At 70.8% G+C, this 16,588-nt stretch carries 13 protein-coding genes; 9 read left to right on the forward strand and 4 right to left on the reverse strand.

What is annotated here, in order from left to right:
* Positions 1–107 precede the first annotated feature (107 nt).
* The 6 genes from ACZ499_RS17655 (at position 108) to ACZ499_RS17680 (ending at position 9,288) form a co-directional block, all read left to right on the forward strand.
* Positions 108–2,957 carry a putative bifunctional diguanylate cyclase/phosphodiesterase gene (locus tag ACZ499_RS17655; RefSeq protein ID WP_468675951.1) on the forward strand — a complete coding sequence of 950 codons (2,850 nt, stop codon included), beginning with the start codon at positions 108–110 and terminating at the stop codon, positions 2,955–2,957.
* Between the two features lie 229 nt (positions 2,958–3,186).
* Positions 3,187–5,055, forward strand: a complete 1,869-nt coding sequence (locus tag ACZ499_RS17660; RefSeq protein WP_468675953.1) for an acetolactate synthase large subunit — start codon at positions 3,187–3,189, stop codon at positions 5,053–5,055.
* A gap of 23 nt (positions 5,056–5,078) precedes the next feature.
* Positions 5,079–5,606, forward strand: coding sequence for an acetolactate synthase small subunit (ilvN, locus tag ACZ499_RS17665; protein ID WP_067164603.1), 528 nt, complete (start codon positions 5,079–5,081; stop codon positions 5,604–5,606).
* Between the two features lie 101 nt (positions 5,607–5,707).
* Positions 5,708–6,709: a ketol-acid reductoisomerase gene (ilvC, locus tag ACZ499_RS17670; protein WP_385536461.1), complete on the forward strand. Its 1,002-nt coding sequence runs from the start codon at positions 5,708–5,710 to the stop codon at positions 6,707–6,709.
* 238 nt (positions 6,710–6,947) lie between these two features.
* Positions 6,948–8,537, forward strand: a complete 1,590-nt coding sequence (gene serA, locus ACZ499_RS17675) for a phosphoglycerate dehydrogenase (protein WP_468405980.1) — start codon at positions 6,948–6,950, stop codon at positions 8,535–8,537.
* A 154-nt stretch (positions 8,538–8,691) separates the two neighbouring features.
* Positions 8,692–9,288 (forward strand): TetR/AcrR family transcriptional regulator, encoded by a 597-nt coding sequence (locus ACZ499_RS17680; protein WP_468675955.1) that lies wholly within the window; start codon positions 8,692–8,694, stop codon positions 9,286–9,288.
* 19 nt (positions 9,289–9,307) lie between these two features.
* Here ACZ499_RS17680 and ACZ499_RS17685 read toward each other — a convergent pair whose 3' ends face one another.
* Positions 9,308–10,483, reverse strand: a complete 1,176-nt coding sequence (locus tag ACZ499_RS17685; protein ID WP_468675959.1) for a PucR family transcriptional regulator — start codon at positions 10,481–10,483, stop codon at positions 9,308–9,310.
* A 184-nt stretch (positions 10,484–10,667) separates the two neighbouring features.
* On the opposite strand from ACZ499_RS17685, the gene ACZ499_RS17690 reads away from it, so the two are divergent.
* Positions 10,668–11,648, forward strand: coding sequence for a proline dehydrogenase family protein (locus ACZ499_RS17690; protein ID WP_468675961.1), 981 nt, complete (start codon positions 10,668–10,670; stop codon positions 11,646–11,648).
* A gap of 34 nt (positions 11,649–11,682) precedes the next feature.
* Positions 11,683–13,314, forward strand: a complete 1,632-nt coding sequence (gene pruA, locus ACZ499_RS17695; RefSeq protein WP_468675963.1) for an L-glutamate gamma-semialdehyde dehydrogenase — start codon at positions 11,683–11,685, stop codon at positions 13,312–13,314.
* An 85-nt stretch (positions 13,315–13,399) separates the two neighbouring features.
* Here pruA and ACZ499_RS17700 read toward each other — a convergent pair whose 3' ends face one another.
* Both ACZ499_RS17700 and ACZ499_RS17705 read right to left on the reverse strand, forming a co-directional pair.
* Positions 13,400–14,266, reverse strand: coding sequence for an alpha/beta fold hydrolase (locus ACZ499_RS17700; RefSeq protein ID WP_468675964.1), 867 nt, complete (start codon positions 14,264–14,266; stop codon positions 13,400–13,402).
* 111 nt (positions 14,267–14,377) lie between these two features.
* A complete protein-coding gene (locus ACZ499_RS17705; RefSeq protein WP_468675965.1) occupies positions 14,378–15,082 on the reverse strand; it encodes a nitroreductase family protein in 705 nt (234 codons plus the stop codon).
* Between the two features lie 66 nt (positions 15,083–15,148).
* On the opposite strand from ACZ499_RS17705, the gene ACZ499_RS17710 reads away from it, so the two are divergent.
* Positions 15,149–15,691 carry a GNAT family N-acetyltransferase gene (locus tag ACZ499_RS17710; protein WP_468675967.1) on the forward strand — a complete coding sequence of 181 codons (543 nt, stop codon included), beginning with the start codon at positions 15,149–15,151 and terminating at the stop codon, positions 15,689–15,691.
* A 40-nt stretch (positions 15,692–15,731) separates the two neighbouring features.
* Here the strand turns inward: ACZ499_RS17710 and ACZ499_RS17715 are convergent, their stop codons facing one another.
* Positions 15,732–16,580 carry an NAD-dependent epimerase/dehydratase family protein gene (locus ACZ499_RS17715; RefSeq protein ID WP_468675968.1) on the reverse strand — a complete coding sequence of 283 codons (849 nt, stop codon included), beginning with the start codon at positions 16,578–16,580 and terminating at the stop codon, positions 15,732–15,734.
* Between the last annotated feature and the right edge of the window lie 8 nt (positions 16,581–16,588).

A 16,588-nucleotide genomic window follows, 5' to 3' on the forward strand; every position in this document is an offset into this window, starting at 1 on the left:
CCCTCCCCGACCGCCCGCCCGGCGGCCGCGAGGGTCCACCCGCCGGGCCGGGGGAGCGGCCCCGGGTCGCCCCGCACCCGTACCGCGTCCGGCCCCGGAGGGGCCCGGTGAGCGCCCCGGGAGTGGCGCTGCCCCACCGGCCCGCCCCCGGTGGCGGGACGGGCCTGGTGCTCCAGCTCGTCCTCGCGGTGATCTGCGCGGGGTACGCGACGGGAGCGGCGCTCGGCTGGGGATCCCCGGAAGTCGCCGATGTGATGGGGGACTTCGGGCTCAGCGCCGCGGCGACGGCGGCCTCGGTCTCCTGCTTCCTCTACGCGCGCGGAAGCGCCGGGGAGGTGGAGAGCCGCTTTCGGCCCGCGTGGCTGCTCTTCTCTTTCTCTTCCGCCATGTTGGCAAGCGGCAACGGAGTCTGGGGGTGGTACCAAGTGGTCCTCGGGCAACCGGTCCCTTCGCCCTCGCTGGCCGACCTGTTCTTCCTCCTCTTCGCGCCGCCCGCGATCGTCGGGCTGCTGGTGCTGGCCAAGCGTCCGGTCACCCGGGCGGGCTGGGTCTGCCTGGCCCTCGACTCCTGGCTGATCGGCGGCTCGCTGCTGACCCTCTCCTGGAGCCTGGCCCTCGCGCACACCGCGCACTTCGAGGGCGAGAGCGTCGCCCGGGCCGCGCAGGCGCTCGCGTACCCGCTGCTCGACATCGCGCTCGTGAGCATGGTGCTCGCACTGCACTTCCGGCGCTCCTGCACCAACCGGTCGGCGATCAACACGGCCATCGCGGCGCTCGCCCTGACCGTGCTGTGCGACGCGCTGTACACCTCACCGCTGCTGCGCGAGCACTACCACTCCGGCCAGTTCCTCGACGCGGGCTGGTTCGCCGCGTCGCTGCTGCTCGCCTACGCGCCGTGGGGCGCCCGCAAGCTCGACCCGGGCCGCGGGTTCGCACCGCCACCGCCGCCCCGGCGGCCCGGCGCGCTGCCGGCCAGCAGGCCGATCGCGGGCTCGCTGGGGGCGCTCACGCCGTACCTCGCGGCCGCCGTGTGCACCCTGGGGATCCTCTACAACGTCATCGAGGGCCGCCGGGTCGACCGCGTGGTGGTCTTCACCGGGTGCACGGTGGTGCTCGCGCTGGTCGTACGCCAGGGGATCATGCTCGTCGACAACATCGCGCTGACCCATGAACTGGCCCAGAAGGAGAACCACTTCCGCTCCCTGGTGCAGGGCTCCAGCGACGTCATCATGATCGCCGCGCCCACCGGGATACTGCGCTACGTCAGCCCCGCCGCCGCGGGCGTCTACGGACGGGACGCGGAGGACCTGGTCGGTTCCGAGCTGGCCTCCCTCATCCACCCCGAGGACCTGGGCCGGGTCGTGCACGAGGTGCGGCGCTTCCTTGCCGCGCCCTCGCAGGACGAGCCGGCGGGCCGGATCGAGTGCCGCTTCAGGTCGGGCACCGGCGAGTGGCTGAACGTGGAGTCGACCATCAACCGCCACCAGGGCGGCCTCATCCTCAACAGCCGGGATGTCACCGAACGGGTGCGCCTGCAGGCCCAGTTGCAGCACAACGCCGAGCACGACCCGCTCACCGACCTGCCCAACCGCGCCCTGTTCACCGAGCGCGTCCGCCAAGCGCTGAGCGGGCGCCGCGCCTCCGACCCCGGCACGGCGGTGCTCTTCATCGACCTCGACGGCTTCAAGCAGGTCAACGACACGATCGGCCACCAAGCCGGCGACGAGCTGCTGATCCAGGCGGCCCGCCGCCTCCAGGACTCGGTGCGCGCCGGGGACACCGCGGCCCGCCTCGGCGGCGACGAGTTCGCCGCCCTGATCCTCGGCGACGGCGGCCGCGACCGGGCGGCCCGCCAGCGCCAGGTGTACGAGATCGCCGACCGCCTGCGCCTGAAGCTCTCGCAGCCGTACCAGATCGACGGCAACGAGGTACGGGTCGCCGCCTCCATCGGCGTCGCCTTCGCCGAGAGCGACGTCAGCGCCCGCGAACTGATGCGCAACGCCGACCTCGCGATGTACCGGGCCAAGTCCGGCGGCAAGAACCGCGTCGAGATGTACGCGCCGCAGATGCAGGCCGAGGTCGTCCGCAAGACCGAGCTGGCCGCCCGGCTGCGCACCGCGCTGCACGAGGGCGAGTTCGCGCTGCTGCACCAGCCGGTGGTCAACCTCACCACCGGGCGGGTGGCCGCCGTGGCCGCGCAGGCGCGCTGGAGATCCGCCCAGGGGATCCTGTTCACCCCGGCCGAATTCCTACGGGTCGCCGACGACAGCGAGCGCACCGCGGAGCTGGGCCGCTGGCTCCTCGAAGAGGCCGTCGAGCAGGCCGCCGAGCGCGGCCGGGCCGGGCACCACACCCCGGTCGCGGTCCGCCTCCCGGCCCGCCGGCTGCTCGACAAGTCGATGCCGCTTGGCTCCGTGGAAGCCCTGCTGACCAGGCACGGGCTGCCATCGGGCGCCCTGGTGATCGAGCTGGCCGACAGCGATCCCAGGATCTCCTTCGACGAGCTGGAGCGACGTCTGGTGGCCCTGCGCCGGCTCGGCGTAAGGATCGCCCTTGACGGCTTCGGCAGTGGGTACGCGGCGATCAACGCCCTGCGCCGGCTCCCTATAGACGTACTGAAACTGGACAGGGGACTGGTCGAGGGCGTGGTCGAGTCCGCCAGGCTGCACAAGATCACCAGCGGGCTGCTGCGGATCGCCTGCGACCTCGGGATGCAGTCCGTGGCCGACGGCGTGGACGTGCCGGAGCAGGTCCTGGCGCTGCGGGGCATGGGATGCACCCACGGGCAGGGCATGGCCTTCTCCGGGCCGCTGGACGAGTACCGGCTGCGCCGGGCCCTGGTGCGGGGCACCTTCCCGGTGCCGGGCGGGGCCGCGCTGCCCGTGCTCAGCGGCCGGGCGCTGCCCTCCGTCCGGGTCAACCACTCAAATAGTGAGACACCCGTCCCACCCACTTGACACTACCGGGGCGCCGGGGGGAGGGTCATTGCCATGCGCACCCGAATTCTCGTACTTGGAAAGCGCGTCGGCTGAAGCCGGGCCCCCACGCGGGCCCAGTGGACCACACCCCGACGCGCTCCCCTCGCTTGCCTCACGGCACGAGGGGTTTTTTGTTGCACTGGCACCCCTGAAGCACGACAGCGATCTCGACCAAACCCCTGCAAAAACCCTCAGCTTCGAGAAGAGAATGCCGATGACCGAGCAGGCCACCGGGGCCCACCACCCGCAGCCGCGGGCCCGTAACGGCGGACACCACGCCGCCACCGTTGAGCACGTCACGGGCGCGCAGTCCCTCATCCGCTCTCTTGAGGAAGTCGGGGCCGAGACCGTTTTCGGTATTCCGGGCGGCGCCATCCTCCCGGCGTACGACCCGATGATGGACTCCACCCGGGTCCGCCACGTCCTGGTCCGCCACGAGCAGGGCGCCGGTCACGCCGCCACCGGCTACGCGCAGGCCACCGGCAAGGTCGGCGTCTGCATGGCGACCTCCGGCCCCGGCGCCACCAACCTGGTCACGCCGATCGCGGACGCCCACATGGACTCCGTCCCGCTGGTCGCGATCACCGGCCAGGTCTCCTCCAAGGCCATCGGTACCGACGCCTTCCAGGAGGCGGACATCGTCGGCATCACCATGCCGATCACCAAGCACAACTTCCTGGTCACCAAGGCCGAGGACATCCCGCGCACCATCGCGGAGGCCTTCCACATCGCCTCCACCGGCCGCCCGGGTCCCGTCCTGGTCGACATCGCCAAGGACGCCCTCCAGGCGCGCACCACCTTCTCCTGGCCGCCGCACATGGACCTGCCGGGCTACCGCCCGGTCACCAAGCCGCACGCCAAGCAGATCCGCGAGGCGGCCAAGCTGATCGTCCAGGCCAAGCGCCCGGTCCTGTACGTCGGCGGCGGCGTCCTGAAGGCCGGCGCGACCGCCGAGCTGAAGGTCCTCGCGGAGCTCACCGGAGCGCCCGTCACCACCACCCTGATGGCGCTCGGCGCCTTCCCCGACAGCCACCCGCTGCACGTGGGAATGCCCGGCATGCACGGTGCGGTCACCGCCGTCACCGCGCTGCAGAAGGCGGACCTGCTGGTCGCGCTCGGCACCCGCTTCGACGACCGGGTCACCGGCAAGCTGGACAGCTTCGCCCCGTACGCGAAGATCATCCACGCGGACGTCGACCCGGCCGAGATCGGCAAGAACCGCGAGGTCGACGTGCCGATCGTGGGCGACGCCCGCGAGGTCATCGCCGATCTGGTGCAGGCCGTCCAGGCCGAGCACACCGAGGGCCACACCGGTGACTACACCGCCTGGTGGAACGACCTCAACCGGTGGCGCGAGACCTATCCGCTCGGCTACGACCAGCCGGACGACGGCACCCTCTCGCCGCAGCAGGTCATCCAGCGCATCGGCGAGCTCTCCCCCGCCGACACCATCTACGCGGCCGGCGTCGGCCAGCACCAGATGTGGGCCGCCCACTTCATCAACTACGAGCGCCCCGCCACCTGGCTGAACTCCGGCGGCGCCGGAACGATGGGGTACGCGGTCCCGGCGGCCATGGGCGCCAAGGCCGGAATGCCCGACCGCCCGGTCTGGGCGATCGACGGTGACGGCTGCTTCCAGATGACCAACCAGGAGCTCACCACCTGTGCGCTCAACAACATCCCGATCAAGGTCGCCATCATCAACAACGGCGCCCTCGGGATGGTCCGCCAGTGGCAGACCCTCTTCTACAACCAGCGCTACTCCAACACCGTGCTGCACAGCGGCCCGGAGGACGGCATCGCCGAACAGGGCAAGCCCAGCGGCGGCACCCGCGTCCCGGACTTCGTGAAGCTGTCGGAGGCCATGGGCTGCTACGCGATCCGCTGCGAGCGCCCGGAGGACCTGGACAAGGCCATCGAAGAGGCCAACTCCATCAACGACCGCCCGGTCGTCATCGACTTCATCGTCCACGAGGACGCCCAGGTGTGGCCGATGGTCGCCGCCGGCACCTCCAACGACGAGGTCATGGCCGCCCGGGGCGTCCGTCCCGACTTCGGCGACAACGAAGACGACTGAGAGAGCAGAGAGAGACCGTCACCATGTCTACCAAGCACACGCTCTCCGTCCTGGTGGAGAACACCCCCGGCATCCTCGCCCGGATCGCCGCGCTCTTCTCCCGTCGCGGCTTCAACATCGACTCGCTCGCGGTCGGTGTCACCGAACACCCCGACATCTCCCGCATCACCATTGTGGTCAATGTCGAGGACCTGCCCCTGGAGCAGGTGACGAAGCAGCTCAACAAGCTGGTCAACGTCCTGAAGATCGTCGAACTCGAGCCCAGCGCTGCGATCCAGCGTGAACTCGTTCTGGTGAAGGTGCGTGCCGACAACGAAACGCGCTCCCAGATCGTCGAGATCGTCCAGTTGTTCCGTGCCAAGACCGTCGACGTCTCGCCCGAGGCCGTGACCATCGAGGCCACCGGCGGCGCCGACAAGCTGGAGGCGATGCTCAAGATGCTGGAGCAGTTCGGCATCAAGGAGCTCGTCCAGTCCGGGACGATCGCCATAGGGCGCGGCTCGCGGTCCATCACCGACCGCAGCCTGCGGGCCCTGGACCGCACGGCCTGAACCCGCCCCCTCGCGGTGTTCGTATCGCGAGACTCAAAACTTCCCGACGCATCCCCGCCGTACGGTGGGACGCAACACCAGCACACCAAGGAGATATCCCAGTGGCCGAGCTGTTCTACGAGGACGACGCCGACCTGTCCATCATCCAGGGCCGCAAGGTCGCGGTGATCGGTTACGGCAGCCAGGGCCACGCCCACGCGCTGTCGCTCCGTGACTCGGGTGTCGACGTCCGCGTCGGTCTGCACGAGGGCTCCAAGTCCAAGGCCAAGGCCGAGGAGCAGGGCCTGCGCGTGGTCACGCCCGCCGAGGCCGCCGCCGAGGCCGACGTCATCATGATCCTGGTCCCGGACCCGATCCAGGCCCAGGTCTACGAGGAGTCCATCAAGGACAACCTGAAGGACGGCGACGCGCTGTTCTTCGGCCACGGCCTCAACATCCGCTTCGGCTTCATCAAGGCCCCCGAGGGCGTCGACGTCTGCATGGTCGCCCCCAAGGGCCCGGGCCACCTGGTCCGCCGCCAGTACGAGGAGGGCCGCGGCGTCCCGTGTATCGCGGCCGTCGAGCAGGACGCGACCGGCAACGGCTTCGCGCTCGCGCTCTCGTACGCCAAGGGCATCGGCGGCACCCGGGCCGGCGTCATCAAGACGACCTTCACCGAGGAGACCGAGACCGACCTCTTCGGCGAGCAGGCCGTGCTCTGCGGCGGTACGTCCGCGCTGGTCAAGGCGGGCTTCGAGACCCTCGTCGAGGCGGGCTACCAGCCGGAGATCGCCTACTTCGAGTGCCTCCACGAGCTGAAGCTCATCGTCGACCTGATGTACGAGGGCGGCCTGGAGAAGATGCGCTGGTCGGTCTCCGAGACCGCCGAGTGGGGCGACTACGTCACCGGCCCCCGCATCATCACCGCCGACACCAAGGCCGAGATGAAGAAGGTCCTCACGGAGATCCAGGACGGCACGTTCGCCAAGAACTGGATGGACGAGTACCACGGCGGTCTGAAGAAGTACAACGAGTACAAGACCCAGGATGAGAACCACCTCCTGGAGACCACCGGCAAGGAGCTGCGCAAGCTCATGAGCTGGGTGGACAACGAGGAGGCGTAGGCCTCCGCGCCGACGGGGCCGGACATCGCGTCCGGCCCCGTCGCCGCCATGGACAACCAGTCCAACCCCATCGGGTGATCCTTCCTCCACGGCGGAGAACCCCGACTTGAGCACCACTACACTGCTGCTCAATACATCGCGTCAGGCCCACAGCGTCGTGCGTCTTCCACGCGGCCAGTACCCTCCACCGCCTGCGGCCGTCGGGACGGCCGTCCGCACTGGACTTGTGAGGACTCACGTGAGCTCGAAACCTGTCGTACTCATCGCTGAAGAGCTGTCGCCCGCCACCGTCGACGCCCTCGGTCCGGACTTCGAGATCCGGCACTGCAACGGAGCGGACCGCGCCGAACTGCTGCCCGCCATCGCCGACGTGGACGCGATCCTGATCCGCTCCGCGACGAAGGTCGACGCGGAGGCCGTCGCCGTCGCGAAGAAGCTGAGGGTCGTCGCCCGCGCGGGCGTCGGCCTCGACAACGTCGACGTCTCCGCCGCCACCAAGGCCGGCGTGATGGTCGTCAACGCCCCGACCTCCAACATCGTCACCGCCGCCGAGCTCGCCTGCGGTCTGCTGGTGGCCACCGCGCGCAACATCCCGCAGGCCAACACCGCGCTGAAGAACGGCGAGTGGAAGCGGAACAAGTACACCGGCGTCGAGCTGAGCGAGAAGACCCTCGGCGTCGTCGGCCTCGGCCGCATCGGCGTCCTGGTCGCCCAGCGCATGTCGGCCTTCGGCATGAAGATCGTCGCGTACGACCCCTATGTGCAGCCCGCGCGCGCCGCGCAGATGGGCGTCAAGCTCCTCACCCTCGACGAGCTGCTCCAGGTCGCGGACTTCATCACCGTGCACCTGCCGAAGACCCCGGAGACCCTCGGCCTCATCGGCGACGAGGCGCTCCACAAGGTCCAGCCGCACGTCCGGATCGTGAACGCGGCGCGCGGCGGCATCGTCGACGAGGCCGCGCTGTACTCGGCGCTCAAGGAGGGCCGCGTCGCGGGCGCGGGCCTCGACGTGTACGCGAAGGAGCCCTGCACGGACTCCCCGCTCTTCGAGCTCGACCAGGTCGTCTGCACCCCGCACCTGGGCGCCTCCACCGACGAGGCCCAGGAGAAGGCGGGCGTCGCGGTCGCCCGCTCGGTGCGCCTGGCCCTCGCCGGCGAGCTGGTGCCGGACGCGGTCAACGTCCAGGGCGGCGTCATCGCCGAGGACGTCAAGCCGGGTCTGCCGCTCGCGGAGCGCCTGGGCCGGATCTTCACCGCGCTCGCGGGCGAGGTGGCGGTCCGCCTTGACGTCGAGGTGTACGGCGAGATCACCCAGCACGATGTGAAGGTGCTCGAACTCAGCGCGCTCAAGGGCGTGTTCGAGGACGTGGTGGACGAGACCGTCAGCTACGTCAACGCCCCCCTGTTCGCGCAGGAGCGCGGCGTCGAGGTCCGCCTCACCACCAGCAGCGAGTCGCCGGACCATCGCAACGTGGTCACCGTGCGCGGCACGCTCTCGGGCGGTGAGGAGGTGGCGGTCTCCGGCACGCTGGCGGGCCCCAAGCACCTCCAGAAGATCGTGGCGATCGGTGAGTACGACGTGGACCTGGCGCTCGCCGACCACATGGTCGTCCTGCGCTACGAGGACCGCCCGGGCGTCGTCGGCACGGTCGGCCAGATCCTCGGCGAGGCCGGGCTGAACATCGCGGGTATGCAGGTCGCGCGCGCGGAGGAGGGCGGCGAGGCGCTCGCGGTCCTGACCGTGGACGACACCGTGCCGCAGCCGGTGCTCACCGAGCTCGCGGAGGCGATCGGCGCGACGTCGGCCCGCTCCGTGAATCTGGTCTGAGACGGTCGCCCGCGCCCCTGGGTGGCCAGGGGCGCGGGCAACCGCGTGGGCAACCCAGCACGGTCCGCGGCCGAGAGACCGTCCTCGGTGCAGCGCACCCGTCCCGCCATACGCGCGTATTACACATACGTATAAAACCAGGTAGGCTCCCTGCATGGGACACCGTGAGGATCTGCTCGAAGGCGCCAAGCGCTGCCTGCTGGAGAAGGGCTTCGCGCGCACGACCGCGCGGGACATCGTCAAGGAGTCGGGGACGAATCTGGCGTCCATCGGCTACCACTACGGATCCAAGGACGCGCTGCTCGCGCAGGCCTACATCGCCCTGGTGGAAGGGGTTTCGGTCGCCTTCGAGGGCCCCTCGCAGGTGACGGCCACCGAGCCCGGCTCCCTGGAGCGCTTCCAGGAGGTCTGGTCGAACATCATCGCCACCATGGAGCAGCCCGGCTCGATGTGGCACCTCAGCATGGAGATCATCGTCATGGGCGACCAGCTGCCGGGGGTGCGCGACCATCTGGCGCAGGCCCAGCGCGAGGGCGCGCGCGGCATCATCCCCATGTTCATGGGGGGCGAGGAGTCCGAGGTCGGCGAGGAAGACGTCGACACGCTCGGCAAGCTCTATATGACGATGATGATGGGGCTCATCGCCCAGTGGACCTTCGACCCGGGCACCGCGTCGAGCGCGGCCGAGCTGACCGAGGGAATGCGGCGGCTCATCGCGTCGGCCGGACCCCAGAAGCCGTCACAGGCCTGAGCTGCCCCGGGGGCGACCGTCACAGACGTGACGCCTTCAGTGCCATGTGCAGCAGCAGCCGGTCCTCGCCCTCGTCGAGGTCGAGGCCGGTGAGCTGCTCGACCCGGGAGAGCCGGTAGTAGAGGGTCTGGCGGTGGATACCGAGCGCCGCCGCCGTACGGCCCGCCTGGCCCGCGCAGTCGAGGAACACCTCGGCGGTGCGGGCCAGTTCGGTGTGGGCCGGGGTGAGCAGGGAGCGGACCGCCACGTCGTGGGGCGCGGTGTCGGGGAGCGCGGTCAGCAGCCGGTACGGGCCGATCTCCGCCCACTGGGCGACCGGGCCGAATCCCGGTTCGGCCCGGGCCGCCCGGGCCGCCGAGGCCGCCTCGTGCCAGGAGGCGGGCAGCTCGCCGAGGCCCCGGCGGGGCAGCGCGACCCCGGCGGCGGCGTCCGGCCCCACCGTGGCGCGCAGCCGCTCGGCGGCGGTCAGCGCGGGCGCGAGCGCGTCGGGCGAGCGGAGCCGGACGAGCGCGCCGAGCACCTGGGCGCGCGGGGCGTCCGAGGGCTCGTCGGCCCCCTCCTCGCCGTGCGCCCCCCACGGCACCGCGCACAGCGCCGCCGTCCCCGGAACGGTCCGTACGGACGGCGTCTCCTGGGGCCAGGGACTGACGCAGACCACCGCGTGCAACCCGTCCGCGTCCGGGCCGAGGGCCGCGCGCAGGGCCGCCGTCGCCATGTCGCGCTGCCAGCCCCGCCCGGCGGTCAGGGCCGCCCGGAACTCCCGGGAGAGATCGGTGCCCGCCTGGGCCTCGTCCGCCAGCAGGCCGCCGATGCGGGCGGCCACCTCCATCGCGGCGGCGAGGCGGTCCTCGGCCGGGCCCGGGTCGGCGTCCAGGAGCCACACGTAACCGAGCACCACGCCACGGTGGCGGACCGGCAGGCAGATCCGGGCGCGCAAGACGCCCGCCTCGGGGGCGGCCGGGATGCGGACCGGGCCGGTCGCGCGGGTGATGCCGAACCCCTCGAACCAGGCGCGGACCGCCGGGGTGGAGCGGCGGGTGAGGATCGAGCGGGTGCGCACGGGGTCCATGGCCGAGTCGTCCTCGGAGTCGTGCGCGCCGAAGGCGATCAGCCCGAAGTCCCGGTCTTCCAGGGTCGCGGGGGCGCCGAGCAGCGCCGAGATCTCATCGACCAGGTCCTGGTAGTCGCCCTTCACACAAGCCATTCTCGCGCATACCGGCGCCGCCTTCAGACATATGTCTGAGATGCGGGGCACGGATGCGTGACAGGTGTCGATGGCAGAGGATCGGAAGGATCCTTAGGTTTCACGGTGGTTCTCCGTGCCGTACCCGGATCGTCGGGTTTCGGCCTCCTGCTACCCCTTTCCATGGAGGTGCCCCGTGCTGGGTCCCGTGATCCTCGCCGCGTCGCGCAGCGACAAGATGCGCCGTTTCATCTCGGCCGCACCCGGTACCAAGCAGGTCGTCGACCGGTTCATCGCCGGGGAGACGGTCGAGCAGGTCGTGCCGATCGTCAAGGACGCCGCGGGCCGGGGCCTGGAGGTCACCCTGGACGTGGTGGGCGAGGACATCACCACCGCGGAGCAGTCGTACGCCGCGCGCGACGCCTACCTGCAGCTGATCGAGCGCCTCAAGGACCTGGACCTCGGCACCCGCGCCGAGATGTCCGTGAAGCTCTCCATGTTCGGACAGTCCCTCCCGTCGCCCACCACCGCCCTCAACGGAGAGCCCTCCGGGCTCGCTGCCGAATTCCCGGGCGGCCACGAGCTCGCCCTCGCCAACGTCCGCCCGGTCGTCGAGGCCGCCGCGGCCATCGGCACCACGGTCACCCTGGACGCCGAGGACCACACCACCCTCGACTCGATGTTCGCCATCCACGAGGAGCTGCGGAAGGACTTCCCGCAGACCGGCTGCGTCATCCAGGCGTACCTCTTCCGCACCGAGGACGACGCCCGCCGCCTGGCCGCCGCCGGCAGCCGCGTCCGGATCGTGAAGGGCGCCTACAAGGAGCCCGCCTCGGTCGCGTACCAGGACAAGGGCGAGATCGACAAGGCGTACGTCCGCATCCTGAAGATCCTGATGGACGGCGAGGGCTACCCGATGATCGGGTCGCACGACCCGCGCCTGATAGCCATCACCCAGGAGCTCGCGCGGCGCGCCGGGCGCAAACTGGACGAGTACGAGTTCCAGATGCTGTACGGCATCCGCAGCGATGAGCACGTGCGGCTCGCGGCCGAGGGCCACCGGATGCGCGTCTACACGGCGTACGGCACCGACTGGTACGGCTACTTCATGCGCCGCCTGGCGGAGAAGCCCGCCAACCTGCTCTTCTTCGCCCGCTCCATCCTCACCAAGGGCTGAGCCCACCACCCCTCATCAAGGAGTTCAGAGACTCATGGACGCTGTAACCCAGGTCCCCGCTCCCGTCAACGAGCCGGTGCACGGCTACGCCCCGGGTTCGCCCGAGCGCGCGCGCCTGGAGGCCAAGCTCAAGGAGCTGGCCGAGAACCCGATCGAGCTGCCGATGACCATCGGCGGCGAGAAGCGGATGGGCGGCGGCGAGCGCTTCGACGTCGTGCAGCCGCACAACCACAAGGCCGTCATCGGCACGTTCGCCAACGCCACGACGCAGGACGCACAGGACGCGGTGGACGCCGCGCTCGCCGCCGCCCCGGCGTGGCGTGCGATGTCGTTCGACGACCGCGCCGCGATCATCCTGCGTGCGGCGGAGCTGCTGGCCGGCCCGTGGCGCGAGACGCTGGCCGCGTCCACGATGCTCGGCCAGTCGAAGACCGCCCAGCAGGCCGAGATCGACACCCCGTGCGAGCTCGTCGACTTCTGGCGCTTCAACGTCCACTACGCCCGCAACCTGCTCGCCGAGCAGCCCCCGGCGAACTCCCCGGGCGTGTGGAACCGTATGGACCACCGTCCGCTGGAAGGTTTCGTCTACGCGATCACGCCGTTCAACTTCACGGCCATCGCGGGCAACCTGCCGACCGCCCCGGCCCTGATGGGCAACGTGGTCGTGTGGAAGCCGTCCCCGACGCAGACCCACGCCGCCGTGCTGCTGATGCAGCTCCTGGAGGAGGCCGGTCTGCCCAAGGGCGTCATCAACCTGGTCACCGGTGACGGCCTGGCCGTCTCCGAGATCGCGCTGAACCACCGCGACCTGGCGGGCATCCACTTCACGGGTTCCACCCGGACCTTCCAGCACCTGTGGAAGACGGTCGGCACCAACATCGAGAAGTACCGCACCTACCCGCGCCTGGTCGGCGAGACCGGCGGCAAGGACTTCGTCGTCGCGCACCCCAGCGCCGACCGCGCCGTCCTGAAGACGGCCCTGACCCGTGGCTCCTTCGAGTACCAGGGCCAGAAGTGCTCCGCGTCCTCGCGTGCGTACGTCCCGGCGTCGATCTGGAACGACGGCTTCAAGGAGGAGTTCGCGGCCGAGGTCGACGGCATCACCATGGGTGACGTCACCGACCTGTCGAACTTCATCGGCGCCGTCATCGACGAGCGCTCCTTCGCCAAGAACAAGGCCGCGATCGACCGCGCGAAGGCCGACGCCTCCTGCACGATCGTCGCCGGCGGCACCTACGACGACTCGGTCGGCTACTTCGTCCGCCCGACCGTCATCGAGTGCAGCGACCCCGGGAACGAGGTCTTCACGACCGAGTACTTCGGCCCGATCCTGGCGATCCACGTCTACGAGGACGCCGAGTACGACGCGATGCTGGAGCAGATGGAGTCGGTCTCCGACTACGCCCTGACCGGCGCCGTCATCTCCAACGACCGCGCGGCGGCCGCGTACACGATGGACAAGCTCCGCTACGCGGCGGGCAACTTCTACATCAACGACAAGTCGACCGGCGCCGTCGTCGGCCAGCAGCCCTTCGGCGGCGGCCGCGCCTCGGGCACCAACGACAAGGCGGGCGCCCCCCAGAACCTGATGCGCTGGACGCTGACCCGCGCCATCAAGGAGACCCTGGTCCCGCCGACCGACTACACGTACCCCCACATGGGCTGACGCGCGGTCACCTTTGAACCCCGCCCCCGTCCTTGGTCCCCCAACCGAGGACGGGGGCGGTTTCCATTTCCCGCTCTCGGGCCCCTCACAGCTTCCGTACGAGGAAGTCGTCGATCAGTGACGCGATCTGGGCCGCGTGCGTCTCCAGGGCGAAGTGGCCGGTGGGCAGGAGGTGGATCTCCGCCTCGGGCAGGTCGCGCAGGAAGGCGAGCGCTCCGGCCGGGACGAAGATCTCGTCGTGGGCGCCCCAGGCCGCCAGGAGCGGCACCCCGCTGGTGCGGAAGTACTCCTGGAAGGCCGGGTAGAGGTCGAAGTTGGAGCCGTAGTCGGCCATCAGGTCGAGCTGGATGGCGTCCTGGCCCTCGCGCGCCATCAGGGCCGCGTCGTAGTGGTACGCGTCCGGGCTGACCAGCGACGGGTCCGGGAGGCCGTGCAGATACTGCCACTTGATGCCCTCCAGGGAGCGGATCTCCCGTACGGGCGCCTCGGTCTCGGGTGTGCGCCCGGCGATCAGGGCGAGCGGCGCGTCCCAGGCCTCGCCCAGGCCCTCGGTGTACGCGTTGCCGCTCTGCGTGACGATCGCCGTGATGCGCTCGGGGTGCGCGAGGGCGAGCCGCAGCCCGATGGGGGCGCCGTAGTCCTGGATGTAGAGCGCGAACCGGGTGAGGCCGAGCTGCTCGGTGAACTCCTGTGTCAGGGCGGCCAGGTTGGCGAAGGTGTACGCGAACTCGTCGGCCGGCGGCGCCGAGGAGTAGCCGAATCCGAGGTGGTCCGGGGCGATCACGTGGTAGCGCGCGGCCAGCCGGGGGATCAGGCCGCGGAACATGTGGGAGCTGGCGGGGAAGCCGTGCAGGAGCAGCAGGGTCGGGGCGTCGGGCGACCCCGCCTCCCGGTAGAAGATCTCCTGGCCGCCGACGGCCGCCGTCCGGTAGTGGATCTGCTCCGCACTCATGCCTAACCCCTCATGCCTACTTGACTGGTTGTGTTGCCGCGTGAGCAGCCAACCATGGGTCGCGCTAACCAGTCAAGTGCATTAGAGGGGTTAGGGATTGGGGGTGAGGGGTCAGAACTCCACCAGCACCTGCTCCAGTGACTTCCGTACGAGATCGGGAACTTCGCAGCCCTCGGCCGGATAGCCGACCGGGATCACCGCGAACGCCTTCTCGTTCACGGGGCGGCCGAGCGCCTCGCGCAGGAACCGCATCGGGCTCGGTGTGTGGACGAGGGCGGCCAGACCGCTCTGGTGGAGGGCGCTCAGGAGCATCCCGACCGCGATCCCCACCGACTCGTCCACGTAGTAGTGCTTGTGCTTGGTGCCGTCCTCGGCCAGCCAGTACCGCTGCTGGAAGACCACGATCAGGGCCGGGGCGTCGGTCAGGTGGCTCTTCACGGCGTCCGTGCCCAGCGGGCGCAGCGCCGCCAGCCACTCCTCGCCGAGGCGCCCGTCGTAGGAGACGCGCTCCTCGTGCTCGGCAGCCTCCCGTATCCGCCGCCGCACTTCCGGGTCGCGTACGAGCACGAAGGTCCAGGGCTGCTGGTGCGCGCCCGAGGGGGCGGTCGCCGCACAGGCGACGGCGTCCCGGACCGCCTGCTCAGGGACCGGGTCGGGGGAGAACTGCCGTACCGTACGGCGCCGGCGCATCGTGTCGCGCAGCGCCGCCGCGCGCTCCAGGGACTCGGCGGCGGGCAGCCGGGCGGGGTTGTAGGGGACCGGGCGGTAGGGCTCCCCGTGGGTCGGGGTCCACTGCTGCGGTGTCGACGGTGACATGAGAGCGAGTCTGGAGCAGTCGCGCCCGGCGCGGAAGGACGCGAAGCGGCCTGCCACAGTGGGCGCATGACTGAGTCTCAGCACACCGCGCACACCTCGCAGCTCGGCCCGGACGGCCTGCCGAGAATCCGCGAACTGCTCGACACCGCCTTCGGCGGGGACTTCAGCGACGAGGACTGGGACCACGGGCTCGGCGGGGTCCACTCGTTCCTGGACGACGAGAAGGGGATCGCCGCGCACGGCAGCGTGATCATGCGCCGGGTGCTGCACGGCGGCCGGTCCTACCGCGTCGGCTACGTGGAGGCCGTCGCCGTGCGCGAGGACCGGCGCCGCCAGGGGCTCGGCGGGCGGGTGATGGCCGCACTGGAGCATGTGATCGACCAGGCGTACGAGTTCGGCGCGCTCTCCGCCTCCGACGAGGGCGCCGCGCTCTACCGGGCGCGCGGCTGGCAGGTCTGGCCCGGGCGGATCGAGGTGCTGAGCCCGGACGGGGTGGTGCGCCTCGCCGAGGAGGAGGGCACCACCTACCTCCGCCCGGCCGCGGGCGGTCCGCTGCCCGACCCCGCGCAGCCGCTGGTCTTCGACTGGCGCGACGGCGACGTCCTGTGACGCGGTCCTGTAACGCCGTTACAGACCAGCCGTCACAGGACTACAGGACGCCCGCGTCCCGTGCCGTCCACACCGACGGGTACAGCGGGCGGAAGCCCAGCTCGTCCCGGATCCGCAGGGTCGACACGATCGTGTAGAACGGGTCCGGGTCGGTGCGCTGCGCCAGCTCCGGCGGCACCTCGACCCCGTTGAGCTGGTGCAGCTCGACCGCCGTCACCGGGCTGTCGTCCGCGATGTTGTACTTGCGGCCCGCCACCCCCGGCGCGTACAGCAGCCGCATCAGGCCCTGCGCCACGTCCGCGTGGTGCACCATCGGCAGCCGCTGGTGCGCGGCCCACTGGCCCGCCCAGTACACCGACTGCTCCAGGTGCGGGTCGCCCTCGCCGTAGACGAAGGCGAGCGCGCCCACGCGCACGTCCAGACCGTGCTCGCGGTGGAGGGTGAACAGGCCCTCCTCGGCGGCCGCCTTGGACTCCGCGTACGTCCCCCACAGCGGGCCGCCGGGCAGCGGCTCGTCGTCCTCGGTCAGCGGCCGCCCGCGCCCCAGGCCGTACGCCAGGTTCGACGACACCTGCACGAACCGGCTCACCCCGGCCTCCAGCGCCGCCCGGCCCAGCGCGAGCGCCGCGTCGAGGTTGACCGCGCGGTTCTCCTCGTCCGTCACATCGCGGTACGCCACCGCGAGGTTCACCACCGCGTCCACCCCGGCCAGCGCCTTGGCCACGGACTCCCCGTTCCGTACGTCGCCGACCATCACCTCATGGGCGCCGAGGGCGGCACCGCGCGCCTCGTCGCGCACCAGGACCCGCACCACGTCGGCCCGCTGGACCAGCCTCGGCACGAACCTACGGCCGACCTGGCCCGTCGCCCCCGTCACCAGAATCCGCATCATCCGCT

The sequence above is a fragment of the Streptomyces sp. NPDC031265 genome, assembly GCF_055570295.1.

Coding starts and splice junctions, on each gene's coding strand:
- pruA (WP_468675963.1), top strand. CDS start 11,683: ATGGACGCTGTAACCCAGGTCCCCGCTCCCGTCAACGAGCCGGTGCAC.
- ACZ499_RS17710 (WP_468675967.1), top strand. CDS start 15,149: ATGACTGAGTCTCAGCACACCGCGCACACCTCGCAGCTCGGCCCGGAC.
- ACZ499_RS17660 (WP_468675953.1), top strand. CDS start 3,187: ATGCCGATGACCGAGCAGGCCACCGGGGCCCACCACCCGCAGCCGCGG.
- ACZ499_RS17705 (WP_468675965.1), bottom strand. CDS start 15,082: ATGTCACCGTCGACACCGCAGCAGTGGACCCCGACCCACGGGGAGCCC.
- ilvN (WP_067164603.1), top strand. CDS start 5,079: ATGTCTACCAAGCACACGCTCTCCGTCCTGGTGGAGAACACCCCCGGC.
- ACZ499_RS17715 (WP_468675968.1), bottom strand. CDS start 16,580: ATGCGGATTCTGGTGACGGGGGCGACGGGCCAGGTCGGCCGTAGGTTC.
- ACZ499_RS17680 (WP_468675955.1), top strand. CDS start 8,692: ATGGGACACCGTGAGGATCTGCTCGAAGGCGCCAAGCGCTGCCTGCTG.
- ACZ499_RS17700 (WP_468675964.1), bottom strand. CDS start 14,266: ATGAGTGCGGAGCAGATCCACTACCGGACGGCGGCCGTCGGCGGCCAG.